The following is a 26,976-nucleotide window of genomic DNA, read 5'->3' on the forward strand; positions in this document are numbered from 1 at the left end:
GCCACCCCGCAGATCGATTGGCGCAAACTTTCGCCAGATAGTTCCCCTGCGCGCGCCACGGCCAGTATCGCGCCAAGCCCTTTCCGCTCCCGATTCCCCGCTTCCCCGCTTCCCGACCTGTTCATTCTGCCAGCTACCCCGGCCCGGTTCCCGGGTTTGTAATAGTTCGTCAAGCGCATTTCTCTCACCGCCGCTCAACCCGAACCATGACTGGAATCATCACCATGGAACACCTCGCCTCCCTCCTTCCCCAGTCTTCTCCCGCCCAGCCGGCGGTCAAACGGGAGTCGCCCCCGCGCATCATTGGCGGCGGCACGTTCTGGAGTCCTGGCATCGGGCTCGGCGCGGGGATCATTCTCGAACTGTCGGCCGACCTCGACAGCCTGTCGCAGCGCATCGCCAAGCTGCCCGAGCGCGCCAGCGCCGGCCGGCCACGGGTCGGCCACTATCTGTTCATGGTGAAAACCCTGGCGGCCGCCTGGGCCACGCGCAGCCGGCCCGCCCTCGATGCCGCTCTGGACGGCCTGCGCCACGTGGGCGAGAGCTTGCTGGCGCAGGATGCCCCACCCCTGGCCACGGCGCTGCTGAACATGTTCCACGGCCGCCCCTCGGACGGTGCGGGCGCGGTGCGCCTGCTCGATGGCCTGGTGCGGCGCCTGGCCGCGCCCAGCGCCGCGCTCGATGCGATCGACCAGGATGTCGGCAGCTACCTGGCGCAGATGGCGCGCGCCTCGGCCGACCTGGAAACCGATACCATCCTGGTCACCCAGCGCTTGCAAGCCGACCATGTGCACGCCTTCATCCTGGCGCAACAGGTCAATACGCTGCAGGGGAAAGTGGCCGAGGCGCGCGCGCGCCGCCACAGCCACTGGCTGCTCGGGCCCGTGGCCGACGAGGCGCGCGAGGACATTGCGCTGCACAATGGCGCGCTCGAGCGCGTGATGCGCCAGCTCGACCATATTCGCACAGGCCAGAGCGCCATGATGGCCGAGGCGGCCTATCTGCAGGGCTTGCTGCCGACCCTGTCGGCCTATCTGAGCGGCATGGACCGGATCGGGGCCGGCATCCGCACGGTGGCGGCCGCCACGCGCGCCCTGCGCGCCGAGCTCGACGACCTGAAGAACGTCTTGCTGGCGGGCCCCGCCCTCAGCGGCCAGGCCCATGCGCAACTGCTGGCCGCCCTGCCGGCCTGGCGCACCCTGTGTGCGCGCATCGCCGCCTTCCCCCGGGCACCGGCCGACTGAGGCCGGCGCCGCTCACGACGCCAGGCGCGACTCGAACATCGCTTCATAGGTGCCGGCAATGTCGATATACAGGGCCACGGCGCGCTCGACCCCGATCTGGACCGGATCGCCGAAGCGGGTGGTGAGCACCCCGGCGCGGCGCAGCAGGCGCTCGATGGCGGTGGTGGTGACCGTCACGTACTGGTCCAGCCCGGCGTGATGGCCGTGGCTGATGATTTCCCCGATCGATTCCATGGTGATGTCGGAAAAGCCGAAATGCTGGTTGCCGTCGGTTTCGATCGCAAAGCGCGACAATTCCCAGATACGGGCGTTTTGAGGGGCTTCCTGGCCATGCAGGAGTTGCGCAAATGAATCCTTGAGCATGTACGGGCCTTCGGTCGGCAACAGCCGCCAGCAGCCGCGCAAGGGCCCTCCACCCGGTTCGCGGATCATCATGTACAGCGGTTCGAGGGCGTCGTAGCCATCGATCTCCATCCCGCTCATGATCGGGACTTCCCAGCCGAGCCGGTCTTTGAAGACCTTGGCGCGCAGTGTGTGCATCTCCCACAGGTCACGGGATTTAAAGTCGCGCCGTGCGGCGATGCGAATATGTAGAGCCATGTTTGGTACCTCGCTTTATAAAAGTTATGCAACTTGCATGAAGAATCATGCAAAAAAGTCATTGACATAACTAGTAGAGTTGCTAGGTGGCTCATAAGCACAGTGAATGGAATACTGCCATTTTGTTTGCGAGGAAACGGTATGGCTCAGGATTTCAATTACCAGACGACGGCCGTGGCAGAGCAGCGCGGTGCGGTCGATCACGATAGCGGCGCTGCACAGGCAGGTTCCACGGCCAGCACGCCCCACAGCGAATTAAAACGCTTCAGAATCAGCAAACGCGAAAGCCAGGAAAAATTCTGGGGACGCTTCGGCGTGACCCAATCCAGCGGCAGCCGCTTCGAAACCGGCCTGGGCATCCCGGCGCCGGTGGCCATCCTGGTCAAGCTGTATGTCAAGGGTAAGCTCAGCGATGGGGATCTTCCGGGCTGATGATGCCCAGGCTGATCGCCTTCACCAGTGCCTGCTGCCGGGTGTTGACATTGAATTTTACACGGATATTTCCAATGTGAAAATTCACGGTCGCCTCGGAGCAGAGCACGATTTTCGAGATTTCCCATGACGATTTGCCGACCATCACCCAGTTGAGCACTTCGAGTTCGCGCTTGGTCAGGCGCGGAATGGGTTCGGCGCCCGGCTTGGGCGCGACGAATTTGAGCGAGGACTCGAAGGCGTAGTCGCGGATCAAGGAGAGCGAGGGCATCAGCTGGCTGATGGTGCTGTCGAACTCGCCGTTGGGCGGAGCGTCCGAGGCGAAACTGACCACGCCGAATTCGCCGCTCGGCCCGTGGATGGGAAAGGTGATGCCGGAACGGATGCCGTAGCCGCAGGCTTCCTCGTACATCTCGCGCTGCCCGGGGGCATGGAAAGTATCGGGTTCCCACACGATGGGAAGCGAGCTGGTAAGGCAATGGGAGACGGTCGGATCGACGTAATGCAGTTTGTCGGCGTCGTAGCGCGTGCGCCACGCCGGCGCGTAATTACTGTGCAAGAATGCTGTTTCCAGCTTCACATGCTTGGAACCGACGGCGCCGTACAGCACCTGGTCGAATCCCTGGTCGTAGGCAAGCGAAAACAGGGCGGAACTCCAACCATTTTCCTGGTCGCTTTTTAACAAGGTCATCAGTTGTCCCATTTTCACCATTGCCGTCACTCCCTTTTGTTGCCTATTTTACACAAAGATCGCGTAATGACACTAGCGGGTACGCTCGCGTTAACGACAATTCCGCTAAATGTAACTGCTAGTTGGTATTTTAGGCCGTTCCGCGTCCGCATCATGGACAAATTTCGCCAACAATTCGCCTCGGAAAGTAAACTAATAGTTACGCGGCTTCCCTTGCGCGGTGGGGGCGAAGGCGTAGCGCAATCGCAACATGGACGTGGAGCACAATGAATTGTGCGTCGTGGAAATTTATTCTCGGGTAGTCTTTGGCCACTTTTCTGTCTCCAGACTATCCAACACGGGTAAGCTGCACTGTTTGCCGCCGCTGGCGGTGCGCGGTGCCGCTGCTTGACTGGCGGGTGCACTGGTTTACAGTTGCTGTTGCGTAGTCAACAATGTGATCGGCAGCCTTTTCCAAACAGACCTACCCGCACCGTGCAGATCATTCCGAAAGTTTTACTTGTCAACGATGATGCAGCCAGCCTGCTGGCGCTCGAAAGCCTGCTGACCGGGGCCGCGCGCGAGCAGCACTACGAACTGCTCACCGCCAGCTCCGGCCATGACGCGCTGCGCATGGTGCTGACCCACGACTTCGCCGTGATCCTGCTCGACGCCAACATGCCCGGCATGGATGGCTTCGAGACGGCCGAGGCCATCCATTCGCACCCGCGTTCGGGCGCGGTGCCGATCATTTTCATCACCGCCCACTACGACGACGAGCGCCACCGCCTGCAAGCCTACGGCAAGGGCGCGGCCGACTACCTGTTTACGCCGGTGATCCCGCAAGTGCTGCAAACCAAGGTGGCGGTATTCGTCGACCTGACCCGCAAGAACCTGGAGCTGCAGGCCAAGACGCGCGAACTGTCCTTGCTCAACCAGGACCTGCGGGTACAGCGCGTGCAGGATCTCGAACGCATCAACCTCGCCCTGCAACAGGAAGTGGCCGAGCGCAAGCTGGCCGAGGAACGCGCCCAGGCGCTGTCGATCCGCGACCCGCTGACCAACCTGGTGAACCGGCGCTCCTTGATCGCCCAGCTCGAACACGCGGTGGCCGCGGCCGACCGCCACCACGGCGAATTCGCGCTGCTGTTCCTCGACCTGGACCGCTTCAAGCAGATCAACGATTCGCTCGGCCATGAAGTGGGCGACGAATTGCTGCGCCAGGTGGCGGCGCGCCTGCTGGCGGCGGTGCGTGTATCGGACGTGGTGGCGCGCCTGGGCGGCGACGAATTCGTGGTGCTGCTCGAAGGCCGCGGCGCCGCCGCCAACGCGGCCCGGGTGGCGCGCAAGATCGAGCAGGCGCACACGCGCCCCTTCGAGATCAACGGCCAGAGAGTCGCCACCTCGACCAGTATCGGCATCGGCCTGTACCCGCAGGACGGCAACAGCGCCGCGCAACTGATGAAAAACGCCGACACCGCCATGTATCACGCCAAGCAGCACCGGCGAGGCAGCATCGAATTTTTCCGCGAAGAGCTCAACGCGCGCGAGCGCGAACGCGCCCAATGGGTGGCCGAACTGCACGCGGCGCTCGAACGCAAGGAATTCGAACTGCTGTTCCAGCCGCGCGCTACCCTGCCCGACGGCCCCGTGTGCGCGGTCGAAGCGTTGCTGTACTGGCGCCATCCGCGCCACGGCCTGATCGCGGCATCGCGCTTCCTGCCCGACGTGGCCGACCGCCTGCTGCTCGAACAGGTATGCGAATGGATGCTGGGCGCCGCCTGCGCCGAAGCCGCGCTGTGGCGCGCGCAGCCGCTGCCGATGCCGCGCGTGGTCATGGCGGTCGACCTGGCGCTGCTGCAAATCCGTCCCGAACTGGCCGCGCGCGTGCTGGCGCATCTGCGCACCTGCAAGCTGGAGGCGGGCTGGCTGGAACTCGAAATCCCCGAGCACCTGCTGCTCGACACGCGCGAGGGCGCCGGCGTGCTGCGCCAGCTGAAAGCGGCCGGGGTGCGCCTGACGGTCGACGACTTCGGCAGCGCCGGCGCGGCCCTGGCCAGGCTGCGCGAGCTGCCGCTCGACGCCATGAAGATCGATGCCGCTTTCGTGCGCGCCATCGGCCTCGAGGGCGGCACCGACATGGCGGCCGCCATCGTCCACCTCGGGCGCGCGCTCGGCCTGCGCGTGCTGGCCCAGGGCGTGCATACCGAAGAACAGCTGGCCGTGCTGCACTCGCTCGGCTGCGACGAATTCCAGGGCGAGCTGCTCAGCCCTCCCCTGCGCGCGGCTGCCATGCGGGCGCTGCTGCGCGACCAACGCAAGACCGACCAGGCAACGAGCCCGACTCCGCATCGGGCCGCCCTTTCAACTCCCAAAAAACGAGGACAAAGCCGATGAACAACATGACCGACATGGCCGAGGAACTGGACATCAAGCTCCTGCTATCGACCCTGATGGCGCTCAAAAAAGGCGACTTCACGGCGCGCATGCCCTCCGACTGGAGCGGCATCTCGGGCAAGATCGCCGATACCCTGAACGAGATCATCGAGACCAAGGAAAAGATGGTGCACGCGGTCACCGACGTCTCGCGCGTGGTGGGGCGCGAAGGGCGCCTGACCCAGCGCGCCTCGGTGCCCAATGTGGTGGGCGGCTGGGCCACCATCATCAGCTCCGTCAACACCCTGATCGACGACCTGGTGCGCCCGACCACGGAAATGGCGCGGGTCATCGGCGCCGTGGCCAAGGGCGACCTGTCGCAGACCATGGCGCTGGAAGTCGATGGTCATCCGCTCAAGGGCCAGTACCTGCGCGCGGCCACCACCGCCAACACCATGGTGGAGCAGCTCTCCTCGTTCTCGTCGGAAGTCACGCGCGTGGCGCGCGAAGTGGGCACCGAGGGCAAGCTGGGCGGCCAGGCCCAGGTGAAAGGCGTGGCCGGCACCTGGAAGGACTTGACGGACTCGGTCAACTCGATGGCGGGCAACCTGACCTCGCAGGTGCGCAACATCGCCGAGGTGACCACGGCGGTGGCGAACGGCGACTTGTCCAAGAAAATCACGGTGGACGTGCGCGGCGAGATCTTGCAGCTCAAGGACACCATCAACGTCATGGTGGACCAGTTGCGCTCCTTCGCCTCGGAAGTAACGAGGGTGGCGCGCGAAGTGGGTACCGAAGGAAAGCTGGGCGGCCAGGCCTATGTGCCGGGGGTGGGCGGCACCTGGAAGGACTTGACCGACAACGTGAACTTCATGGCGTCCAACCTCACCGGCCAGGTGAGGAACATCGCGGCAGTGACCACCGCGGTGGCGAACGGCGACCTGTCCAAGAAGATCACGGTGGACGTCAAGGGCGAAATCCTGGAACTGAAAAACACCATTAACGTGATGGTGGACCAGTTGTCTTCCTTCGCATCGGAAGTGACGCGGGTGGCGCGCGAAGTGGGTACCGAAGGAAAGCTGGGCGGCCAGGCGCAGGTAAAAGGCGTGGCCGGTACCTGGAAGGACTTGACCGACTCGGTCAACTCGATGGCGGGTAACCTCACCGGCCAGGTGCGCAACATCGCCGACGTGACCACCGCGGTGGCGAACGGCGACTTGTCCAAGAAGATCACGGTGGACGTCAAGGGCGAGATCCTGGAACTGAAAAACACCATCAACGTGATGGTCGACCAATTGAATTCCTTCGCATCGGAAGTGACGCGCGTGGCGCGCGAAGTCGGCACCGAAGGCAAGCTCGGTGGCCAGGCCAACGTGCCCGGCGTGGCCGGCACCTGGAAGGACTTGACCGACGGCGTGAACTCGATGGCGGGTAACCTCACCGGCCAGGTGCGCAACATCGCCGACGTGACCACCGCGGTGGCCAACGGCGACCTGTCCAAGAAAATCACGGTGGACGTCAAGGGCGAAATCCTCGAACTGAAAAACACCATCAACGTGATGGTGGACCAATTATCTTCCTTCGCGTCGGAAGTCACGCGCGTGGCGCGCGAGGTGGGGACCGAAGGAAAACTCGGCGGCCAGGCCTATGTGCCGGGTGTGGGCGGCACCTGGAAGGACTTGACCGATAACGTGAACTTCATGGCGTCGAACCTGACGGGCCAGGTGCGCAACATCGCGGCGGTGACCACCGCCGTGGCGCGCGGCGACCTGTCCAAGAAGATCACGGTGGACGTGAAAGGCGAGATCCTGGAACTGAAAGACACCATCAACGTGATGGTCGATCAATTATCCTCGTTCGCATCGGAAGTGACGCGCGTGGCGCGCGAAGTGGGTACCGAAGGCAAGCTCGGTGGCCAGGCCAATGTGTCCGGCGTGGCCGGTACGTGGAAGGATTTGACCGAGAACGTCAACCAGCTGGCGGCCAACCTGACCAACCAGGTGCGCGCGATTGCCGAGGTGGCGACCGCCGTGACGCGCGGCGACTTGTCGCGCTCGATCCAGGTGGAAGCGCGCGGCGAGGTGTCCTACCTCAAGGACAACATCAACGAGATGATCCGCAACCTGAAAGAGACGACGCAGAAAAACGCGCAGCAGGATTGGCTCAAGACCAACCTGGCGCGCTTTACCCGCCTGCTGCAAGGCCAGCGCGATCTGCAGGCGGTGACGAAACTGATTTTGTCCGAACTGGCGCCGCTGGTGTCGGCCCACCATGGCGTGTTCTACATGATGGATTCGCAGGAGCTCGACGCGCGCCTGCGCATGATCGCCAGCTACGGCTACCGTTCCAGCCGCAAGCTGGCCACCTCCTTCCTGCCGGGCGAAGGCCTGGTCGGCCAGTGCGCGCTGGAGAAAAGCCGCATCTGGCTGACCGACGTGCCGCGCGATTACATCGTGGTCTCGTCGGGCCTGGGCGCGGCGCCGCCGACCAATATCGTGGTGCTGCCGATCCTGTTCGAGCAGCAGGTCAAGGCGGTGATCGAAATCGCCTCGCTCGACCGCTTCACCGAAACCCACCTGTCCTTCCTCGACCAGCTGATGGAATCGATCGGCGTGGTGCTCAACACCATCGAAGCGAACAGCCGCACCGAATCGCTGCTGACCCAGTCGCAGTCGCTGGCGCAGGAACTGCAGCAAACCAACCAGGAACTGGCCGAAAAGGCGCGCCTGCTGTCCGAACAGAACATCGAGGTGGAACGCAAGAACCGCGAGGTGGAACAGGCCAAGCTGGCGCTGGAAGAAAAAGCGACCCAGCTGGCGCTGTCGTCCAAGTACAAGTCCGAGTTCCTGGCGAATATGTCACACGAGCTGCGCACCCCGCTCAACTCCCTGCTCATTCTGGCACAGCAGCTGTCGGATAACCCGGAGGGCAACCTCTCGGGAAAGCAAGTCGAGTTCGCAAAGACGATCCACGGTTCCGGATCGGACTTGCTGACTCTGATTAACGACATTCTCGACCTGTCCAAGATCGAATCCGGAACCGTGACACTCGATGTGTCGGAATACCGCTTCTCGAACTTGCGTAACTACGTCGACCGCACCTTCCGCCACATGGCCGAAGCCAAGCACCTGGGCTTCACGGTGCTGCTGGCCGACGCCCTGCCGACCGCCGTGATGACCGACACCACGCGCCTGCAGCAGGTGCTGAAAAACCTGCTGTCGAACGCCTTCAAGTTCACCAGCCACGGCGAAGTCGCCCTCGAAATCTCGCTGGTGACGAGCGGCTGGACCAGCGACCATCCGAACCTGGTGCATGCCGATGCGGTGCTGGCGTTCTCGGTGCGCGACACCGGCGTCGGTATCGCGGCCGACAAGCTGCAACTCATTTTCGAAGCGTTCCAGCAGGCTGACGGTTCGACCGCCCGCAAGTACGGCGGCACCGGGCTTGGCCTGTCGATTTCGCGCGAACTGGCGCGCCTCCTGGGCGGCGAGATCCGGGTCGAATCGGTGGTCAATGCAGGTTCCATCTTTACCCTGTTCCTGCCTTACAACCGGGCCGGCTTCATCAACTACGACCAGGCGCGCCAGCCGCAGCCTGCGCGCCTGGCGCCACCGCCATCGACCGTGGTGTATGCCAGCACGGTCGCGCCGTACGACAGCGGCACCATCCACGCCGATCCGGCCGCGTCGCAGGCGCAGCTGGTCGAATACGCGTCGGTGCTGGATGACCGCGGCCTGATCGCCCCGGGCGACCCGTCGGTCCTGATCATCGAGGATGACGAACGCTTCGCAAAGGAATTGGTGGAGTTCGCGCGCGAGAAGAACTTCAAGGCGATCGTGACCCACCAGGGCGATTCGGCGCTGTCGCTGGCGCGCGATTATCTGCCGTCGGCCATCATGCTCGACCTCGACCTGCCCGATATCGACGGCTTCACGGTGCTCGACCGCCTGAAACGCGACCCCAGCACACGCCACATTCCGGTACACGTGATGTCTGGCCTGCGCGAGCGCGAAAAGGCGCTGCGCCAGGGCGCCATTTCGTACATCGCCAAGCCGGTTGAACGCGAAGCGCTGCAGGAAGAATTCACGCGCATCCAGAAGTTCCTGCTGGGCGGCAAACGCAGCCTGCTGGTGGTCGATGACGAGAAAATGCAGCGCGACTCGATCGTCTCCCTGATCGGCGACGCCGACCTGCGCATCGTGGCCGTGGAAACCGGCGCGGCCGCGCTGGAAGCGCTGCGCGGCTCGCACTTCGACTGCATGGTGCTGGACCTGACCCTGCCCGACATCAGCGGTTTTGATTTGCTCGACGTGATCGGCAAGGACCCCGCCCTGCGCGACCTGCCGATCGTGATCTACACCGCCAAGGAATTGAGCCGCAAGGAAGTGACCAAGCTTAAACGCTATGCCAAGACCATCGTCATCAAGGATGCGCGCTCGCCCGAGCGCCTGCTGGACGAAACCGCCCTGTTCCTGCACCGCTCGCACGCCTCGCTGCCGGAACTGCAGCGCCGCATGCTGGAAGAAATCCACGCGGCCGACGGCGGCCTGGCCGGACGCAAGGTACTGATCGTCGACGATGACCTGCGCAACATCTTCGCCCTGTCGTCCTTGCTGGAGCGCCAGCAGATGCAGGTGTCGTTCGCCGAAAATGGCCGCGACGGCATCGAGGTGCTGGAAAAAGACCCGACCATCGAGATCGTCCTGATGGACATCATGATGCCGGAGATGGATGGCTACGACACCATGCGCGCGATCCGGCGCATACCGAAGTTCAAGTCGCTGCCGATCATCACCCTGACCGCCAAGGCGATGAAGGGCGACCGCGACAAATGCATCGCCGCCGGTGCCTCGGACTACATCACCAAGCCGGTCGACGTGGCGCAGCTGCTGTCGCTGATGCGGGTGTGGCTGCATTGAACGGGCCAGCCAGGCAGGCCGGCACGCTGGCCACCGACGAACTGGAAATCGACCTGCTGCTGGAGGGCGTTTTCCAGCGCTACGGCTTCGACTTCCGTGCCTACGACCGGCCCAGCCTGAAACGCCGGCTGCTGGCCCTGATGGAAGAGCGTGGACTGGCCACGGTCTCGTTGCTGCAGGACCGCGTGCTGCACGATCCGGCGGCCGCTGCCGCCCTGCTGCGCGCGCTGAGCGTGCGGCCGGCCTTTTTGTTCGATGATCCGGAACAGGCGCGCCAGACGCGCGAGGTGCTGGGCGGTTGCCTGCGCGCGTCGGCGCTGCCCAAAGTGTGGCTGGCCGAGTGCGCGCACGCGGAGGAAGCGTGGTCGCTGGCGATTTTATTGGCCGAGCAGCAGATGCATCACCGTACCGAGATCTTTGCCACCGTCGCCAATGAGCAATTGCTGGCCGAAGCGCTGCAGGCCAGCATCCCGATGGAACGCATGGAGCAGTATCAGGAGAACTACCTGAAAAGCGGCGGCACGGCCAACCTGGCCGATTATTTCGAGGTGCGCGGCAAGCGCGCGGTACTGCTGCCGGCGCTGCGCAGCCGCATCACGTGGGCACAGTACAACCTGGTCACGGATGCCTCGTTCAATGAGTTCCAGCTGATTTTATGCCGGCGCGCGCTGGCCGATTTCGGTCCGGTCCTGCGCCAGCGCACCCTGCGCCTGTTCCACGACAGCCTGGCGCTGTTCGGTGTGCTCGGGATCGACCGTGAACTGGCGCCCGGCGACACCTTGGCGGCAAGCTACCAGCCGGTGTTTGCGCACCAGCCATGGTACAAGCGCGTCGCCTAGCCTCTTCAACGGCCGCCCGCGTACCATTGACGCGGCACGAACAAGGTATGTCCCGATGCCTGGGTAAAGATAATTCCTTCAATGCTCTCGGTCACACGACTTCGCTGGAGATAGCGCACCACATCTTCACCATGGTTATACAGGGACAAATCGCTCGGATGGCCGTACGGCGAGGCCTTCATGCTGATGAATATCTGATATCGCGGCTGCGCGCTGAAGAGCCCGACCTCGGTCCCGGTTTCCAGTATCGACACGGTATAGCCGCTTTCCAGCGCCGGCAACGTGGTGACGGCTTGCCTCTGGCTGACGGCAGACCAGAAAGCAATCGCTCCGACAAGCGGGCCGGCGAGCAGGGAAAACAGGGACAGCAGGAGTGGACGCTTCATCATGTCGTAGCGCGCGCGGGCTATTTATCAAAGGGGCACGATACCGCCCGGGAATGCCCTGGGAGAGGCGAACTACCGTGCCGCGGACGGCCGTTCGGCGATGCGGTCGCGCCAGGCCTGCAGGTTGGCCATACCTTCGGCGCCCGGCTTGAACTTCATCAGCCCGCGCGCGAATTCGAGCGCGCACCAGGCGGTGATGTCGGCCACCGTGAAGCGCTCGCCGGCCATGAATGGGCGGGTCGCCAGCTCGCGGTCGAGCCAGCGCGCGTGCTCGCGCATTTTCTCACCCTGCGAGGCGCCAAATTCGGGGAACTGCGGCTGCTCCAGCGCGGCCAGCCCGGGGTGCGTATGGCGCACGCAGTTGGCGATGCCCAGCATCAGATACAGCTCCACGCGGCGGTCGGCCATCTCGATGAAGGCACGCTCCTCGAAACCCTCACCCATCAGGTTCGGCTCAGGATGCAGGCCTTCCAGATAGGTGCAGATGGCGCGCGTTTCGGTCAGCACGCGGCCGTCGTCGAGTTCCAGCGCAGGCACGCGCGCCAGCGGATTCTTGGCGAGGAAACGCTCGCTCTTGTGTTCATTGGTCGCCAGGTCGATCATGACCGGCTCGATCCCGGTGATGCCTTTTTCGGCGATGAACATGGTCACGCGGCGCGGATTGGGCGCGAAGTTGCTGATGTAGAGTTTCATGGCATCCTTACAGAGGTTTAGTTGCGCGACTGGCCGGTTTCGAGCATGGTGCGCGCGGCGGCCGAGAATTTGGCGGCTTCTTCCTCGCTGGTGCCGCTCAGTTCGCGCGGCGATGGCGGCATCTGCAAGCCCTTTTCCACCGCCGGGCGGGCGCGGATGGTGTCGATCCAGCGTTTCAGGTGCGGCAGTTCCTCGATCGAGACGCCCGACCACTTGTGCGTGCGCACCCAGGCCCAGTTGGCGATATCGGCAATCGAGTAGTCGCCGGCCAAAAATTCATGATCGCGCAGACGGCCATCGAGCACGCGGAACAGGCGCCGGCTCTCGCCCTGGTAGCGGTCGATCGCGGGCTGGATTTTTTCGGGGAAGTAGCGGTAAAACACATTGGCTTGCCCCATCATCGGACCGATGCCGCCCATCTGGAACATCAGCCATTGCATGACCTGCGAGCGGCCCTTGGCGCCCTGCGGCATCAGCTGGCCCGTCTTTTCCGCCAGGTAGACCAGGATGGCGCCCGACTCGAACACCGCGAAGTTGTCCTCGGCACGGTCGACAATCGCCGGAATGCGCCCGTTCGGATTGATCGCCAGGAACCAGTCTTCCTTTTGCTGGTTCTGGTTCAGCTCGAGCGTGTGTAGGGTGTACGGCAAGCCCAGTTCTTCGAGCGCGATGGAGACTTTGTGGCCGTTCGGCGTGGGCGCCGAATAGAGGTCGATCATGGCATTCCTTTCCGGATGGATGACGAAAGAGCAATGCGCATCATAGCGTCAATTTGGCGCAGCCGCACGCGCTGTGCCACAATCGCCGCATGACCCGCCACCGCCCTCTTCCCGCCCTGCTGCGCGCCCGGCTTTATCAGCATCTGGCGGCGATGGAAAAGGCCGGCCTGCCGCCCGACCGGGCCTATGCGTTGCTCGATCTCGGCGCGGCCGGACGCGAACGGGTGGCCGCCTTTCGCAAGCTGGCGGCGCGTCGCAACGACCCAGCCAGCGCCGGCTTGGCCAGCGGCCTGTTCACCGTGTTCGAGGCACGCCTGGTGCGCGCCGCGCTGGCCGCCGGCAGTCCGCTGGAGACCTACCAGCGCCTGGCCGATTTTCACGCCACCAGGGCGCAGCAGTTGGCCACCTTGCGTTCGCGCATGGTGCTGCCGGTCGCGATCCTGGCCATCGCCCTGTTCGTGCAGCCGCTGCCGGCGCTGGTGAGCGGCACGCTGTCGGCGGGCGCCTACCTGTGGCGCGTGCTGGCGCCGCTGCTGGCGCTGGGCGGCGCGGCGCTGCTGGCGGCGCGCGCCTTCGCCTGGTTCGGCTCCGGCAGCGAGTCGCCCGCCCGGGCCGGCATCGAAGGCGCCCTGCTGGCGCTGCCGCTGTTCGGGCCGATGCACTTGCGCCGCAATCTGCGCGACTTTGTCGACAGCCTCGCCCTGCTGCTGGAAGCCGGCCTGCCGCTGTTCGACGCCATGCCCGTGGCCCTGGCCACGGTCGGCAACCGCATCGTGCGGGCCGACCTGGCGGCCATGGAGCCGGCGCTCGCATCGGGGGCCACCCTGGCGCAGGCCATCGCCGCATCACGCCTGGCCGACACCGGCCAGCTGCACGCGCTGGTGCTGACCGGCGAACAAAGCGGCACCCTGCCCGCCATGCTGCGCCGGCACGCCGCCAGCGAGACCGAATCGATCAACCGCTTCCAGCTCGATCTGATGGCCTGGCTGCCGCGCGTGTTCTATGCGCTCGTGGCGCTGTGGATGGCGGCGGGGATCCTCGGCAGTTCGCTGAGCGCGGTGGCGCCACCGTGAGCTGTTCCGTGCCACAATCGATCCCATGAAACCAATCCGAACTTACCTGCCGCTGCTGGTGCTCGTCGCCGGCTGCGCCAGCACACCCACGCCACCGCCGGCACCGACGCCCCCGGACGCCACGTTCAACTGGTACCGCGATGCCGCGCGCACGCAGCAGGTGCTGCGCATCGATACGGCCAGCTCGCTCATTACCGTCACGGTGCGGCGCGGGGGCACGTTCTCGCGCCTGGGGCACGACCACGTGGTCGCCAGCCGCAGCATCGAAGGTTTCGTCGCGCCCGACGCCGGCCGCGCCGACTTCCGCTTCCGCCTGGACCAGATGAGCGTCGACGAAACCGCCTTGCGCACCAAGGCGGGCCTGGACACCCAGCCCGACGCCGACGCCATCGCCGGCACCCGCACCAATATGCTCACGCGCGTGCTGGAGGCGGAGCGCTTCCCGCTGGTGACCCTGCATGCCGAACGCGCCGCCGGCAAGGGCGACACCTTGCGCCTGAAGGTCGAACTGCATGGCGTGTCGCGCACGGTGGAGGTGCCGGCCACGATTGAACGCAGCAAGGGTGGCCTTAGCGCGAGCGGCACCCTGATACTGCGCCAGAGCGACTTCGGCATCACGCCGATGTCGGTGATGGGCGGCGCCCTGACGGTGCAGGATCCGATGGAGCTGGCGTTTCGCATCGTGGCGACAGCGCCGCCGTAACGCTCAGGAATGAAGGAGCACCGGGTTGGCCGGGTCGGCGCTCCATTCGTACCAGCCGCCGTCGTAGACGCTGATGCGCTCCCATCCCATCAGCCACGCATAAAAGAACGCCAGCGAGGCGCGCCAGCCGGTGCCGCAGTAGAAGGCGTTGTGGCGGCCGGGATGGATGCCGCCCAGGCGCCACTGGGCGGCGATGGCGGCGCCAGCGCGCATGCGCCCGTCCGCGTGCTGGAAGTGGCTCATGCTGTTCACGTCGCCCTCGTGCCCGGCCCTGCCCCACAGCGCGCCGGGAATCTCGCCGCGCGCCGCGATGTAGCTGTAGCCCGAGGTGGCGCCGGTAAATTCGCTCCAGGTGCGGATGCTGACCAGGGCCGCATCGCTGCGCGCCAGCAGCTGGCGGGCCTGGGCCATATCGGTCATATAGTCGGGGCGGCCGGGAAACGGGGCGCCGAAGCCGTGCGCGGCCACCGGAACGCGCCCCGGGCCGGCGACGGTGGGCAGGCCGGCCGCGCACCACGCGGCAAAGCCGCCGTCGAGCATGCGCACATCCAGCACACCAGCGTACAGCAGCAAATGCGCCGCGCGCGCCGCCGCCAGCGGATTGCGTCCGTACACGATGACGGTGCTGTCGTGGCGGATGCCGTGCGCCAGCAGCGCCTGCAGCAGGACGGCATCGTCGACCTTGTTGAACAGAGGCGGCGCTTCCAGGATCCGCGTGTCGAGCCAGGCGGCGCCGCCGATGTGAGCCGCCTCGAAAGCGCCGGCCCCGGCGCAGCCCACTTCCAGCAGGCGCACGGCGCCGTCCTGCGCGAGCGTTGCCAGCTCGCCCGGCGCGAGCAGCTGGCGCGCGCGCACCAGGTCCTGGCGGGCGGCGGCAAGGGGCGGGCAGGCGGGCGGACGGGCATTCACGGCGGGTTTTTCGGGGAGCAAACCCGCTATTTTAAAGGGTTTGCCGCAAGCGGGCGTTCACAGCTGTATCGAGCACGGCAACTCGCGCTTTATTACTCATACATGATCTGCTATAACAGACATGCATCAGGGTCCAGAATGCCATGGCGGGAGTCACACCGTCCTGCTCACTTTTTCAAGGTGCACTTCGATGAACCCTCTTCTTGCCAATCGCGACGAGCGCGGCATCACCTTGCTGGTGCTCGGCTTTGCCAGTCTGCTGTTCGTCGGCATCATCGCCAATCTCGTGTTCGAGCTGGTGCAGGCGCGCGACCACGTCATCACCCAGAAAACCACCAGCGCCCGCGTGCTGGTCAAGGTGCTGGAGGAGCAGGCCGTCGACAGCGTGTTCGCGGTCGACCTGGCGATGCAGACCACCATCAAGGCGGTGCAGATGGTGCCGCGCGGCCCGGCCGACAGCAAACGCCTGATCAATGAATTGCTCGACAGTAGCATCGACAACCTGCCCTTCATCCGCGCCATCTGGCTGCTCGATGCGGACGGCAAGATGATTCACGACAGTCAAAAATTGCCGGGATCCTACAACCTGTCGGACCGCGCGTATTTCCGCCTCCATCGCGACCATCCCGACCATGGCATGCACATCGAGGGGCCGATCATCAGCAAGCTGGGCGTGCCCTTCATCAGTTTCAGCCGCCGCATCAACCGGCCCGACGGCAGTTTCGGCGGGGTCATCGTGGCCGCGCTCGAACCGAAATACCTGCGCCGCTTTTACGAATCGATCAAGGTCGGCAGGGATGGCATGGTGGCCCTGGTGCGCACCGACGGCGTGCTGATGCTGCGCATGCCGATCGCTAACCTGGTCGAAGGCAAGCGCCTGACCTTCCTCCCCGATTTCAGGGCCTCGCCATCCCCGCCCGAGGCCGGCAGCTATACGGCCGACAGCAGCATCGACCATATCCGCCGCCGGTATTTCTACCAGCGCGTCAGCGGCCGGCCGCTGGTGGTCGTGGTCGCTCTGGGCGAGGAAGAATTGCTGGCCGACTGGTACAGCATGGCGCGCGCCTACATCGCAGTCTCGCTGGCCTTCCTGGCGGCGCTGGCCGGCCTGAGCTACCTGGCGCTGCGCGAACTGCACAAGCGCTACGGCCTGAACCAGGCGCTGCACAACAGCGACGATGCGCTCAGGGCGGCGCAGCAACTGGCCTTGATCGGCAGCTGGCGGCTCGACCTGGTCAGCCGCAGCGGACAGTGGTCGCAGCAGATGTACCGCCTGCTCGGGCTGCCGGCGGCGGACCAGCCGCCGCCGCTCAATGTTTTTCTGCAGCAAATCCACCCGGACGACCGCCATTTGGTCGAGTCGGCCGTTCGGCATGGCATGAACTGGTCGGGCGAGCTGCGCAGCAATCCCGCACTCGGCCCGCAGCGCTATTTCCATTCGCGCAGCACGGGCGTGCATGATGCCGCCGGCAATGTGACGGCACTGATGGGCACACTGCAAGACGTCACGGAGCGGCGCCAGTCCGACGAAAAACTGGACCTGGCCGCGCGCGTGTTCGCCTGCACGCGCGACGGCATCGTGGTCACCGACGCGGCCAGCACCATCGTGGCGGTAAATCCGGCGTTCGAGCGCATCACTCAGTACAGCGAGGCGGACGTGCTGGGACGCAATATCCGCATGCTGCGCTCGAACCTGCACGATAGCGATTTCTACCGGCAGCTATGGGAGACGATCGCGCGCGATGGCCATTGGCGCGGAGAAATCTGGACCCGGCGCAAGAATGGCGAGGTATTTCCCGAGTGGCTGACGGTGAGCGCGGTGTCGAGTCCGGAGCATGGCACGGCCGGCTATGTGGGCGTGTTCACCGACCTGAGCGACATTACCGAAGCCAACGAGCAACTGCAATTCATGGTCAACCATGATCCGCTGACGCGCTTACCGAACCGCTCACTGTTGAACGACCGGCTGGGACAGGCGATCGAGGCGGCGCACCAGGGGCAGCGGGTGATCGCCGTGCTGCTGCTCAATATCGACCGTTTGCAAAGGGTCAACGACAGCATCGGGCACGATGCGGGCGACCTGCTGCTGCGCGAAATGGCCCAGCGCCTGCTGCTGCGCCTGCATCCGGGCGATACCCTGGCGCGCATCGGCAGCGACGAGTTCGTGCTGGTGTTCACGCACATGGACGACAATGACGACATCAACGCCGCCGCCCAGCAAATGCTCGACACGGTGGCCGCGCCCTGCCAGTTGCTGGGACACGAGGTGGTGGTCACCGCCAGCGTGGGGATTGCCCTGTTTCCGCTCGATGGCGTCACGGCAAGCGACCTGATCAAGAATGCGGACACGGCCCTGTCGCACGTCAAGAACAGCGGGCGCAACAGCTTCCGCTATTTCACATCCGAAATGAACACGCGCGCCTTGCACTGGATGGCGCTGGAGCACCGCTTGCGCAACGCCTTGGGACGCGCCGAATTTTCGCTGTTTTACCAGCCCCAGGTGCGGCTGGACGACAAGCAGGTATGCGGCGCGGAAGCGCTGATCCGCTGGCGCAGTGCCGAGCTGGGCATCATTTCGCCGGCCGAGTTCATTCCCCTGGCGGAAGACTCGGGCTTGATCGTCGAGATCGGCGAATGGGTGATCCGCACGGCTTGCGCGCAGAACAAGGCATGGCAGGATGCCGGCTTGCGCGCGCTGCCGGTGGCGGTGAACGTGTCGGCGCACCAGATCACGGCCGGCACCCTGCCGGCGATCGTGACAAGCGCCCTGCTGCACAGCGGCATGGAGGCGCGCTACCTGTCGATCGAACTGACCGAAAGCGTGCTGATGCAGGAAGCCGAGCTGGCGATGGCCCAGATTGCCGAGCTGCGCGGGCTTGGCGTGGCGGTGGCGCTGGACGATTTCGGTACCGGGTATTCCTCGCTCAGCTGCCTGAGTCGGTTTGCGCTGGACAAGCTGAAAATCGACCAGAGTTTCGTGCGCAATATTACCGACGATGCCAAGAGCGCGGCGATCGCCAAGGCCACGATTGCGCTTGCGCTTGGCCTCGGGATCACGGTGGTGGCGGAAGGGGTGGAAACCCGCGAACAGCTCGATTATCTCGATGCCGCGGGCTGCGATGAGGTGCAGGGATATATCTTCAGCCGCCCGGTAGCGGCCGAGGAGTTTGTCGCCCTGCTGGTGGCCGATGGGGTGCCGGCCGATTAGTGGTGCCCGGCGATATGGCGCCGGACCGCGGCATCGGCTTCGCTGAACGAGCTCGCTTCGATGGAGCGCTGAAGGAGGATCGCGGCGCTGATCTCGCCGGCGGCAATCTTGGCCAGGACGCGCGGATGGATGTCGTCGTTGCCGGGCCCGACGCCGGGAACCGAACTGAGCATGCGCTCCAGGCGTTTGATGCTCCTGAACTGTTCGTCCTGCTTCAGATACATCATGTACAGAGCGCACATGCACATGAGGAACATCGTTAACGCCAGGTCTTGGAATTCCATGCTGATTCTCCGGTGTGAGTGGGATGACAAGTAAATTGCCGTAATCACAGTAAGTCAACGATCGCGCAAGTGCCAGCCGAACGACTGCTTTCGGTGACGACCATCAACAGCGACCGGCCCCTGCGACGCCGCTCAATCTCGCGCCCGCCCGCCAGGGCCAGTGTGTAAGATAGTGCGAACACGTGTGGAGCAGACGCATGATCTGACGACACTGATTGGAGGAACGACTTTGCGAACGATGCCGGAAACACGTGCCTGGGTGCGCATGCCCTCGGGCCGCCGTCTCGACCTGCTCAACCCCACGCCGTTCGACTGGGACGACAGCGATCTGGCGATCGGGTTGGCCCGCACCTACCGCTGGGGCGGACATTCGGTATGGCCGCTGCCGCTGTCGGTCGCCCAGCATTCGATCGCCGTCATGCAGTTGAGAAAAAACGCGGCGGGCGGAACGCTCGACCCGCTCACCGAACTGCGCGAACTGCTGCACGATGCCGAGGAAGGCTTGCTGGGATTCGACGCCATTTCCGTCATCAAACCCTTTCTTGGCGACGCCTTCCGCAGCCTGACCCTGCGCCTGGAACAAGTCATTTTCCTGCGCTACGGTCTGCCCGGCTGGACCGTTCGGGAACACGCCGCGCACAAGCGTGCCGACCGCCTCGCCGCCGCCAGCGAAGCGGTGCACGTTGCGGGCTGGACCAGGGAGGAGGTGAAACACACCTTGAAAATTTCCGCCAAGCCCCAGAGCGACGATCCCCTGTTTCCCGTTTACGGCGGCAGGCCGTGGGAGCCGTGGACACCCGACCTGGCTTGTTCCCGCTTTCTCGATGAGCTGAACCGGCTCAAGGCCGGCCTGTGAGCGCCCGCCCGCCGCCTTGCTCACCTAAGCCACGGATTTCACAGGCTTTTTGACGATATCCACAAGAAGTGTGGATAACATTGTGGATAAGCCCCACCGGGCACCGCTTAGCGCCCGGTTTTACGCGGGTTTCTACAAAATGCCCGTTCGGCAGGCAGCAATTAAGTTGAATAAAATCATGAACTTAAAACGACCCTGACCGCGCGGGGAAACTGTCCATTCGGCAAATTTCTACACGGAGGCAAAACAGGGGATAACTCGTGTGGTCTTTGACAAAGTCCCCCAGCTGTCATAGTGTGGAGCCATGCCCGCATCCTCCTCCGACAACGCCCCGCAGGGCGACCTTCTCATCATGGACGACGACCCGTCCGACCCGTCCACGCCTCCGGCGCAGGAAAGCGCTCCCTGGCGCATCCTGATCGTCGACGACGATGTGGACGTCCACGTGGTGACCAAGTTTGCGCTCAGCAATGCCCAATTCCAGGGACGGCGCCTGTGCTTCCTGCACGCCTACAGCGGCAAGGAAGCACTCGCCACCCTGCGCGCCACACCCGATATCGCGCTGGTGTTGCTCGACGTTATCATGGAGACGGACGATGCCGGCCTGCGCGTGGCGCGCCAGATCCGCGCCGACCTGCACAACGAGCTCGTGCGCATCGTCCTGCGCACCGGGCAACCGGGCCAGGCGCTGGAACACAGCATCATTTGCGATTACGACATCAACGATTTCTGGTCCAAGGCCGACCTGACCACGCGCAAGCTGTTTACCACCGTGATTGCTTCGCTGCGCGCGTATGCCGGCCTGCAGGCGGCCGCGGCCGACCGTGCCGCGATGGCTGCCGAACTCGACAAGGCGCGCCAGCTGCAGGCGCTGCTCGGCCAGCAAGCGCTGGTGCTCAAGCTCGACCCCAAGGGCCGCATCGTCGAAGCCAGCGAGCGCCTGTGCCAACTGGCCGGCGCCCGTCCCGAGGCGCTCGTCGGACACGATCTGCACGCCTTGCATGCAGGTGCATTTCCCGAGCCGCTGGTGCTCGACATCAAGCTTACCTTGGCGCGCGACGGCGCCTGGTCGGGCGACATCCAGACCCGTGCGGCCGACGGCAGCGCCCTGCACCTGCGCTGCGCCCTGCTGGCGCTGAGCGAGCCGGGCGGCGCGCCTTACGAATACGTGGCGGTGGCGACCCTGCGCGACCCGGCGCCGGGCGCTTGACGGTGCCGGCCGCGCCTGTCCGGGCGCGCACAGGCGCGGCGGCCTGAACAGTTGCGCCTGAGCGGCCCTGCCTGAGCGGCCCTGCCTGAGCGGCCCTGCCTGAGCGGCCCTGCCTGAGCGGCCCTGCCTGAGCGGCCCTGCCTGAGCGGCCCTGCCTGATTACTTCCACGCGTTGCGGGCACGCTCGCGCACCAGCATGCGCACGCTGTCGGGCATGGGTTTGCGGCTTTGCGGGGTGTCGGCCGTCATCCACACCGTTTCCTCGAAGTGCTTGAGCATGGCCGGGCTGATGAAGCGCGTGCGCGCCGCGTACACATGGCGGTCGCCCATCTGGGCTTGCTGCTTGATGAAGAACCGGTTCGGCACCACCAGGTGCAGATGCTCCTTGGCGCGGGTCATGGCCACGTACAGCAGGCGGCGTTCCTCCTCGATATCGGCGGCATTGCCGGTACTCATGTCGGACGGAATACAGCCGTCGACCACGTTGAGCACATGCACCGACTTCCACTCCTGCCCCTTGGACGAATGGATGGTCGAGAGAATCAGGTAATCCTCGTCCAGATGGGGCGGCCCGGCACGGTCGCTGGTCGCCTCGGGCGGGTCGAGCGTGATTTCGGCCAGGAAGGTTTCGCGCGAGCCATGGCCGCCCGCCAGGCGCGCCAACTGTTCCACATCGGCCACCCTTACCTGGGCATCGTCATGCATGCGTTCAAGGTGCGGCAGGTACCAGTTCTTGACCAGCTCGATATCGGCCGGCCAGCGCAGCCCCGGCGCGCGCAGGGCGCGGAACAGGGCGACGAATTGCGGCCAGTCGCCGCCGCTCTTGGCGGGCGCGGCAAATTGCTCGACCGCATGCAACGGCTCGGCCGCCTCGGCGACCGCATCGAGCAATCGGGTGGCGGTGGCGGCGCCGATCCCGGGCACTAGTTGCACCACGCGAAACCCGGCCACTCTCCCGCTCGGATTCTGGGCAAAGCGCAATACCGCCAGCACATCCTTGATATGGGAGGCTTCGAGGAACTTGAGGCCGCCAAATTTGACGAAGGGGATGTTGCGGCGCATAAGTTCGAGCTCTAGCGCGGCGCTGTGGCTGGCCGCGCGGAACAGCACCGCCTGCGCCTTGAGCGCCATGCCCGTCTCGCGGTGCTCCAGGATGCGATTGCAGACCCAGCGCGCCTGCTCGGCTTCATCGGGAATGAGCACCACTTGCGGCAGGACGGTCGAGACCTTGTCGGTCCACAAGGTCTTGGCGTGGCGTTCGAGCGCGGCACCGATCACGGCGTTGGAAGCGTCCAGGATCGGCTGGGTCGAACGGTAATTGCGGTCCAGGGTGACGATGCAGGCTTCCTGGGCGAATTGTTTTGGGAAGTCGAGAATATTGCGCACCGTGGCGCCCCGGAAAGAATAAATCGACTGGGCATCGTCCCCGACCACCATCACGCCCTCCCCGCCCGGCTTCATGCCCATCAAGATCGCGGCCTGGAGGCGGTTGGTATCCTGGTACTCGTCGACAAGGATATGGTCGAACTGGCCGCCTATATGCGCGCCCAGGTCGGGATCAGCCGCCATCTCGGCCCAAAACAGCAAAAGATCGTCGTAATCGAGCACGTTCTGTTCCTGCTTGGCATCGACGTAGGCGCCGAACAGGGTCTTGAGCTGGGATTCCCATTCGCTGCACCAGGGAAAGGTACTTTGGAGCACCAGCGCCAGGGTCTCGCGGCTGTTGACCACGCGCGAATAAATCGCAAGGCAGGTTCCCTTGAGGGGAAAGCGCTTGTCGGTCTGGGTCAGGCCGATTTCGTGGCGCACCATGCCCATCAGGTCTTCGGAGTCGCCGCGGTCGTGGATGGTAAACGATTCCTCCAGGCCGATACGGCCGGCGTAGTCGCGCAACAGGCGCGCGCCGATGCTGTGGAAGGTGCCGGCCCAGGGCAGACTGGCCGGGGGCTGGCCGCCGCGCGCACCCATGATGCGGTGCAGGACATTGCCGGCGCGTTGGGTCATTTCGCTGGCGGCGCGGCGCGAAAACGTGAGCAGCAGGATGCGCTGGGGATCGGCGCCGCTCATGATCAGGCGCGCCACCCGGTGCGCCAGGGTATTGGTCTTGCCAGACCCGGCGCCGGCGATCACCAGCAAGGGCCGCGCGCTGCCGGCGGCCACGCCGATGTCGTGCTCGACAGCGGCACGCTGGGCGGGATTGAGGCTGGCGAAGGGATCGTCGGGGGAAACGGCAAGGGGAACAGCGGTCATGGCGGGCATTCAAACGGGAGTTGACATGACTGTACATTTATCCAGTATTATTGCGCAAGTAAAAACCTTCACGGTTTTCCGGCGCGGGGTCCATGCCCGCTGCATAGCGGTCTTGAAAGCGACGGTCAAATTTGCCCTATGCGCGCTAAGTAGCCGTTTCTAAAGCGCTTTTTGGGATATCCACAATCGCTGTGGATAACTTTGTGGATAATCCCCTCTTGACAGTCCGCAAGCGTGTAACGATGCGGGTTTCAACAAAATGCTCATTCGTGAGGCAGAAATTATGCCTATATAAATCAAGCACTTACAAAGTCAATGGGGAAGGCGCTAAAAAATATTAAGAAATTTCCTACAAGATTTTTTTGTGCATAACCGCTGGTCTTGCACGCAGCCGAAGGCGGGTGGTTCGATAACATTCTGATACGCATATGGGGCCCCTTATGCCAGCCCTGCGCCACCACCCTGCACCGTTCAATGCGCGAGCACCTCGCGCCGGCGCTGCGGTTCCAGCAAGACCCGGGCGATCACGTCGGGATGGATATCCTGCGCCTTGAGGTACTCGATGGCGCACACCGTGTTGCTGCTTTCCTGGACCGAGATGGCATGGTTGACGATGTCGCGCTGGCGCACGTCCTGGCGTTGATACGCTGGTTCGGCCACGGCGAAACCGCCGCTGTCGGGGCGTTGCTGTCGATTCATGTTGTGATTTCCTTACAGGGCATTCAGAACGGCGGAAAGGGAACCCGATACTGCCTAGGGAGTATCCATCAATAAAGATCAAAGTCAATGTCAAGGTTCCATCGAAACGGCAAAAAATATGCTTGAAGCATAGGTTTTCAGTCGCCATTTTTACAAGGGGCAACACAGCGCCGGCCCCTGGCGACGCCGCCTACAATCCGGTCAGGCGCCAGTGCGCATGCCACCATGAGGAACGAGGACATCATGACAATTCCACCTGAAAAAATCACAAGCGAACCCCCGCTCAATCCGGGTGACGAAGCCACGCCGGGCACACCCGGCGCGGCCGAGGATCTGTGCGAGGCCTGCGGCGGCAAGGGCAAGCTGGCCAACGGCAGCGCCTGCGCGCAATGCGGCGGCACGGGACGCGTGATGCGCGGTATCGGCGGCGGCTGAGCCCGCGTGGACAGACGCGCGGGCCGGCGCGATAATGCAGCATGACCGACCCGTCCCTCCCCGCCCGCCCGCGTCCGCAATCGCTGACCGACCTGTTCGTTTCATTTACCTTGCTGGCGCTGCAAGGCTTCGGCGGGGTGCTGGCGGTTGTGCAGCGCGAGATCGTCGAGCGCAAGCAATGGCTGACCTACGAGGAATTCCTGGAAGACTGGGCCGTCGCCCAGATCCTGCCGGGGCCGAACGTGGTCAACCTGTCGATGATGATCGGCGGACGCTATTTCGGCCTGGCCGGTGCGCTCTCGGCGCTGGCAGGCATGCTGGCCCTGCCGCTGGTGCTGGTGCTGCTGCTGGCCCTGCTCCATGCGCGCTTTATCGATCACCCGGGTGTGTCGGGCGCCCTGCGCGGCATGGCGGCGGTATCGGCCGGGATGATCGGCGCCACCGGCCTGAAGCTGTCCCTGGCGCTGTCCAGGAATCCGATGCCGCGCCTGTGGTGCTGGATCCTGTGCGTGGCCGGCTTCGTGCTGGTGGCGCTGCTGCGGGTGCCGCTGCTGTACGTCCTGGCCGGCGTTGGCGGGCTCGGCTGCTGTCTGACCTACCAGCGCCTGCGGCCATGAGCGCGCCGCAGATCGTCCTGAGCTGGAGCGACTGGCTCAGCCTGTTCGGGCACTATTTGATGCTGTCGCTGATGTCGGTCGGCGGCGCCATCTCGACCACCTCGGAAATGCATCGCTACCTGGTCGAACAGCATCATTGGCTGACCCAGGCGCAATTTAACGACACAATTGCGCTGGCCCAGGCCGCGCCGGGGCCGAACGTGCTGTTCGTCGCGCTGATGGGCTGGCAGGTGGGCATGAACGCCGGCAGCACCGGCGCCGCCTTCCTCGGCGTGGCGGTCACTATGCTCGGCATCCTGATTCCCTCGACCGTGCTGACCTATTTCGCCGCCCAGTGGGGCCATCGCAACCGCGATTTGCGGGCCGTGCGCGCCTTCAAGCAAGGCATGGCCCCGGTCGTCATCGCCCTGCTGCTGTCGACCAGCTGGATCCTGGGCAGCGCCGGCGGTCGCCTGGCCGCCGACTGGCCGCTGTGGCTGCTCGCAGTGGCGAGTGCCGTCCTGATCTGGCGCACCAGGCTCCATTTGCTGTGGATCCTGGCCGGCGGTGCCGTGCTCGGGTGGCTGCAACTGGTCTAGCCCGGATGTGTCGTGCCCCTTGGACCGGCGCGCCCCGCAGGCGGGTTAAGCTGATGGTGCGCCAAGGTCAAACACCGCCTGCACGCTGCGCGCATGCAGGCTGCGATCGAACCACTGTTCAAGCTCTGCCTGAGTTGCCTGAGCGATGCGCTGCATTTCCGGCGCCGGCAAGTCACCGAACCGGCTGCGCAACAGGCTGCCCAGCACCCCGCGTAGCGCAATGACTTGTCCTTCCGCTTTGCCTTCCGCTTTGCCTTCCGCTTTGCCTTCCGCTTTGCCTTCCGCTTTGCCTTCCGCTTTGCCTTTCGCCATGCCTTCGGCGCTTCCCTTTTGAAAGCCGAGTTCCTCGAACTGCTCGGCCCAGGTTGCAAGCTTACCGCCCATGTCAGCACCCTCCTCCACACTATCAACCACGCACAATTCCTCTTTGCTGGCTCCGCGTGCCAGCAGTGCGTTGATCCACACCTGAACCGAACGCCGCAGGTTGGCCTGGGGTGAACCCTTGAACCATGTGGTCAGCGCAGCAAAGACATTTTTTGAGACATCGGGGGCGACCGAAAGTTCAAGCCGGAACAGCAGCGCCAGCAAGCTGGCGTTCGCTTCCAACTCTGACTTGTCCAGGCGCTGCTGGTCGATCAGCACGTAGCGCTGGGATGGCTGCAAGGCCGCCAGCTCGGCTGGCGCTTGCATGAGGAGTCCAGCCAGCTCCAGGCTGGCACTCCAGCGCGGCACACCATTGTAGAACACCAGCGGCAGCACCGGCGGCAACAGCAAGCCAGGGGACAATTCGTGGCCCTTGACCAGGTCCTGGTACAACAAGCCGACGTAGGTCTGCATGCGCAAGGCCATCCAGCGGTCCACGCCGGACTGGCATTCGATCAGGATGTACACGTACAGGAACTGCTCGCCAATCCGCACGCGCCAGACAATATCGTCCTGGCGTGCCGACAAATGATCGCTCACGTACGCCGGGTTGACCCGCTCGAAGGCCGATAGCGCAACGTCGTCGAGCAGGGTGAAGGACGTAAAATTCGTGATCAGTTCGCGCACCAGTTCAGAGTGGGCGAACAGCGAGCGGTATCCGAGGTCGTGAGGGGTAGGCATGGCGCATTGTAGCGAGCGTCCATGCACTGCCTTTGCGCTACCTCAGGCGTGTGCGGCGGCCCTTCAGCGACTTCCTCGCATTTGTTTCTGCAATAAATAACTCTTCCTGCCGTGCCTGCATATCAGCCATGATGGCTTTTTCATGCTAGCCAGGCGGCACTGGCGCCTGAAC

The 26,976-nt window shown here is 64.4% G+C and carries 23 protein-coding genes; 13 read left to right on the forward strand and 10 right to left on the reverse strand.

Translation table 11 applies throughout. From position 1 onward, the window contains the following. Window positions 1-224: 224 nt before the first annotated feature. The gene (locus tag IV454_RS27460; protein WP_206088739.1) at window positions 225-1,244 is read left to right on the forward strand and encodes a hypothetical protein; all 1,020 of its coding nucleotides are present in this window, start codon (window positions 225-227) and stop codon (window positions 1,242-1,244) included. A 12-nt stretch (window positions 1,245-1,256) separates the two neighbouring features. Here IV454_RS27460 and IV454_RS27465 read toward each other — a convergent pair whose 3' ends face one another. After that, window positions 1,257-1,844, reverse strand: coding sequence for an acyl-homoserine-lactone synthase (locus IV454_RS27465; protein ID WP_054263039.1), 588 nt, complete (start codon window positions 1,842-1,844; stop codon window positions 1,257-1,259). Window positions 1,845-1,985: 141 nt separating this feature from the next. On the opposite strand from IV454_RS27465, the gene IV454_RS33120 reads away from it, so the two are divergent. Further along, window positions 1,986-2,276 carry a helix-turn-helix domain-containing protein gene (locus IV454_RS33120; RefSeq protein WP_054263040.1) on the forward strand — a complete coding sequence of 97 codons (291 nt, stop codon included), beginning with the start codon at window positions 1,986-1,988 and terminating at the stop codon, window positions 2,274-2,276. On the opposite strand, the gene IV454_RS27475 is transcribed toward IV454_RS33120, so the two are convergent. Further along, complete coding sequence (locus IV454_RS27475) at window positions 2,251-2,967, reverse strand: helix-turn-helix transcriptional regulator (protein WP_063896168.1); 717 nt, start codon at window positions 2,965-2,967, stop codon at window positions 2,251-2,253. The two genes, IV454_RS33120 and IV454_RS27475, sit on opposite strands and share 26 nt — an antisense overlap. A 474-nt stretch (window positions 2,968-3,441) precedes the next feature. On the opposite strand from IV454_RS27475, the gene IV454_RS27480 reads away from it, so the two are divergent. The 3 genes from IV454_RS27480 to IV454_RS27490 are packed head-to-tail and all read left to right on the forward strand — an operon-like array spanning window position 3,442 to window position 11,080. After that, window positions 3,442-5,343, forward strand: coding sequence for a putative bifunctional diguanylate cyclase/phosphodiesterase (locus IV454_RS27480; RefSeq protein ID WP_229521872.1), 1,902 nt, complete (start codon window positions 3,442-3,444; stop codon window positions 5,341-5,343). Then, window positions 5,340-10,241 (forward strand): HAMP domain-containing protein, encoded by a 4,902-nt coding sequence (locus tag IV454_RS27485; protein WP_206088740.1) that lies wholly within the window; start codon window positions 5,340-5,342, stop codon window positions 10,239-10,241. Before IV454_RS27480 ends, IV454_RS27485 begins: the two co-directional genes overlap by 4 nt. Then, window positions 10,229-11,080, forward strand: coding sequence for a CheR family methyltransferase (locus IV454_RS27490; RefSeq protein ID WP_229521873.1), 852 nt, complete (start codon window positions 10,229-10,231; stop codon window positions 11,078-11,080). The genes IV454_RS27485 and IV454_RS27490 overlap by 13 nt, the downstream gene beginning before the upstream one ends. Window positions 11,081-11,085: 5 nt before the next feature. On the opposite strand, the gene IV454_RS27495 is transcribed toward IV454_RS27490, so the two are convergent. From IV454_RS27495 to IV454_RS27505, 3 genes are all read right to left on the reverse strand, one after another. Beyond that, window positions 11,086-11,469 carry a hypothetical protein gene (locus tag IV454_RS27495; RefSeq protein WP_206088742.1) on the reverse strand — a complete coding sequence of 128 codons (384 nt, stop codon included), beginning with the start codon at window positions 11,467-11,469 and terminating at the stop codon, window positions 11,086-11,088. Window positions 11,470-11,538: 69 nt separating this feature from the next. Further along, window positions 11,539-12,159, reverse strand: coding sequence for a glutathione S-transferase family protein (locus tag IV454_RS27500; protein ID WP_206088743.1), 621 nt, complete (start codon window positions 12,157-12,159; stop codon window positions 11,539-11,541). A 17-nt stretch (window positions 12,160-12,176) separates the two neighbouring features. Further along, entirely contained in the window at window positions 12,177-12,878 is a 702-nt protein-coding gene (locus IV454_RS27505; protein ID WP_206088744.1) for a glutathione S-transferase family protein, read from the reverse strand. Window positions 12,879-12,967: 89 nt separating this feature from the next. Between IV454_RS27505 and IV454_RS27510 the strand changes: the two genes are divergently transcribed. Together IV454_RS27510 and IV454_RS27515 are read left to right on the forward strand one after the other, a co-directional pair. Beyond that, window positions 12,968-13,951, forward strand: coding sequence for a type II secretion system F family protein (locus IV454_RS27510; RefSeq protein WP_206088745.1), 984 nt, complete (start codon window positions 12,968-12,970; stop codon window positions 13,949-13,951). 25 nt (window positions 13,952-13,976) lie between these two features. After that, on the forward strand, window positions 13,977-14,654 hold the full coding sequence (locus tag IV454_RS27515) for a YceI family protein (RefSeq protein WP_206088746.1): 678 nt from the start codon (window positions 13,977-13,979) through the stop codon (window positions 14,652-14,654). Window positions 14,655-14,657: 3 nt separating this feature from the next. Here the strand turns inward: IV454_RS27515 and IV454_RS27520 are convergent, their stop codons facing one another. After that, window positions 14,658-15,563: a sulfurtransferase gene (locus IV454_RS27520; protein ID WP_206088747.1), complete on the reverse strand. Its 906-nt coding sequence runs from the start codon at window positions 15,561-15,563 to the stop codon at window positions 14,658-14,660. Window positions 15,564-15,753: 190 nt separating this feature from the next. Here IV454_RS27520 and IV454_RS27525 point away from each other — a divergent pair, with 190 nt between their 5' ends. Further along, window positions 15,754-18,771, forward strand: coding sequence for a bifunctional diguanylate cyclase/phosphodiesterase (locus IV454_RS27525; RefSeq protein ID WP_206088748.1), 3,018 nt, complete (start codon window positions 15,754-15,756; stop codon window positions 18,769-18,771). On the opposite strand, the gene IV454_RS27530 is transcribed toward IV454_RS27525, so the two are convergent. Then, window positions 18,768-19,055 (reverse strand): hypothetical protein, encoded by a 288-nt coding sequence (locus IV454_RS27530; RefSeq protein ID WP_206088749.1) that lies wholly within the window; start codon window positions 19,053-19,055, stop codon window positions 18,768-18,770. The two genes, IV454_RS27525 and IV454_RS27530, sit on opposite strands and share 4 nt — an antisense overlap. A 238-nt stretch (window positions 19,056-19,293) precedes the next feature. Here IV454_RS27530 and IV454_RS27535 point away from each other — a divergent pair, with 238 nt between their 5' ends. Beyond that, window positions 19,294-19,911 (forward strand): phosphohydrolase, encoded by a 618-nt coding sequence (locus IV454_RS27535; protein ID WP_229521874.1) that lies wholly within the window; start codon window positions 19,294-19,296, stop codon window positions 19,909-19,911. Between the two features lie 304 nt (window positions 19,912-20,215). After that, window positions 20,216-21,121 (forward strand): PAS domain-containing protein, encoded by a 906-nt coding sequence (locus IV454_RS27540; protein WP_229521876.1) that lies wholly within the window; start codon window positions 20,216-20,218, stop codon window positions 21,119-21,121. 159 nt (window positions 21,122-21,280) lie between these two features. Here the strand turns inward: IV454_RS27540 and IV454_RS27545 are convergent, their stop codons facing one another. Together IV454_RS27545 and IV454_RS27550 are read right to left on the reverse strand one after the other, a co-directional pair. Further along, window positions 21,281-23,380, reverse strand: coding sequence for an ATP-dependent helicase (locus IV454_RS27545; protein WP_441294970.1), 2,100 nt, complete (start codon window positions 23,378-23,380; stop codon window positions 21,281-21,283). Window positions 23,381-23,842: 462 nt separating this feature from the next. Continuing rightward, entirely contained in the window at window positions 23,843-24,070 is a 228-nt protein-coding gene (locus IV454_RS27550) for a hypothetical protein (RefSeq protein WP_229521877.1), read from the reverse strand. Between the two features lie 243 nt (window positions 24,071-24,313). On the opposite strand from IV454_RS27550, the gene IV454_RS27555 reads away from it, so the two are divergent. Genes IV454_RS27555 through IV454_RS27565 form a run of 3 tightly spaced genes read left to right on the forward strand, consistent with a single transcriptional unit; the run spans window position 24,314 to window position 25,700 of the window. Further along, window positions 24,314-24,505: a hypothetical protein gene (locus tag IV454_RS27555; protein ID WP_206088751.1), complete on the forward strand. Its 192-nt coding sequence runs from the start codon at window positions 24,314-24,316 to the stop codon at window positions 24,503-24,505. Window positions 24,506-24,546: 41 nt separating this feature from the next. Continuing rightward, window positions 24,547-25,122, forward strand: coding sequence for a chromate transporter (locus tag IV454_RS27560; protein ID WP_206088752.1), 576 nt, complete (start codon window positions 24,547-24,549; stop codon window positions 25,120-25,122). Then, window positions 25,119-25,700, forward strand: coding sequence for a chromate transporter (locus IV454_RS27565; protein WP_206088753.1), 582 nt, complete (start codon window positions 25,119-25,121; stop codon window positions 25,698-25,700). The genes IV454_RS27560 and IV454_RS27565 overlap by 4 nt, the downstream gene beginning before the upstream one ends. Window positions 25,701-25,745: 45 nt before the next feature. Here the strand turns inward: IV454_RS27565 and IV454_RS27570 are convergent, their stop codons facing one another. After that, on the reverse strand, window positions 25,746-26,804 hold the full coding sequence (locus IV454_RS27570) for an Rpn family recombination-promoting nuclease/putative transposase (protein WP_206088754.1): 1,059 nt from the start codon (window positions 26,802-26,804) through the stop codon (window positions 25,746-25,748). Between the last annotated feature and the right edge of the window lie 172 nt (window positions 26,805-26,976).

Origin of the sequence: Massilia antarctica, assembly GCF_015689335.1 — a bacterium.
Classification (GTDB): domain Bacteria; phylum Pseudomonadota; class Gammaproteobacteria; order Burkholderiales; family Burkholderiaceae_D; genus Telluria_A; species Telluria_A antarctica.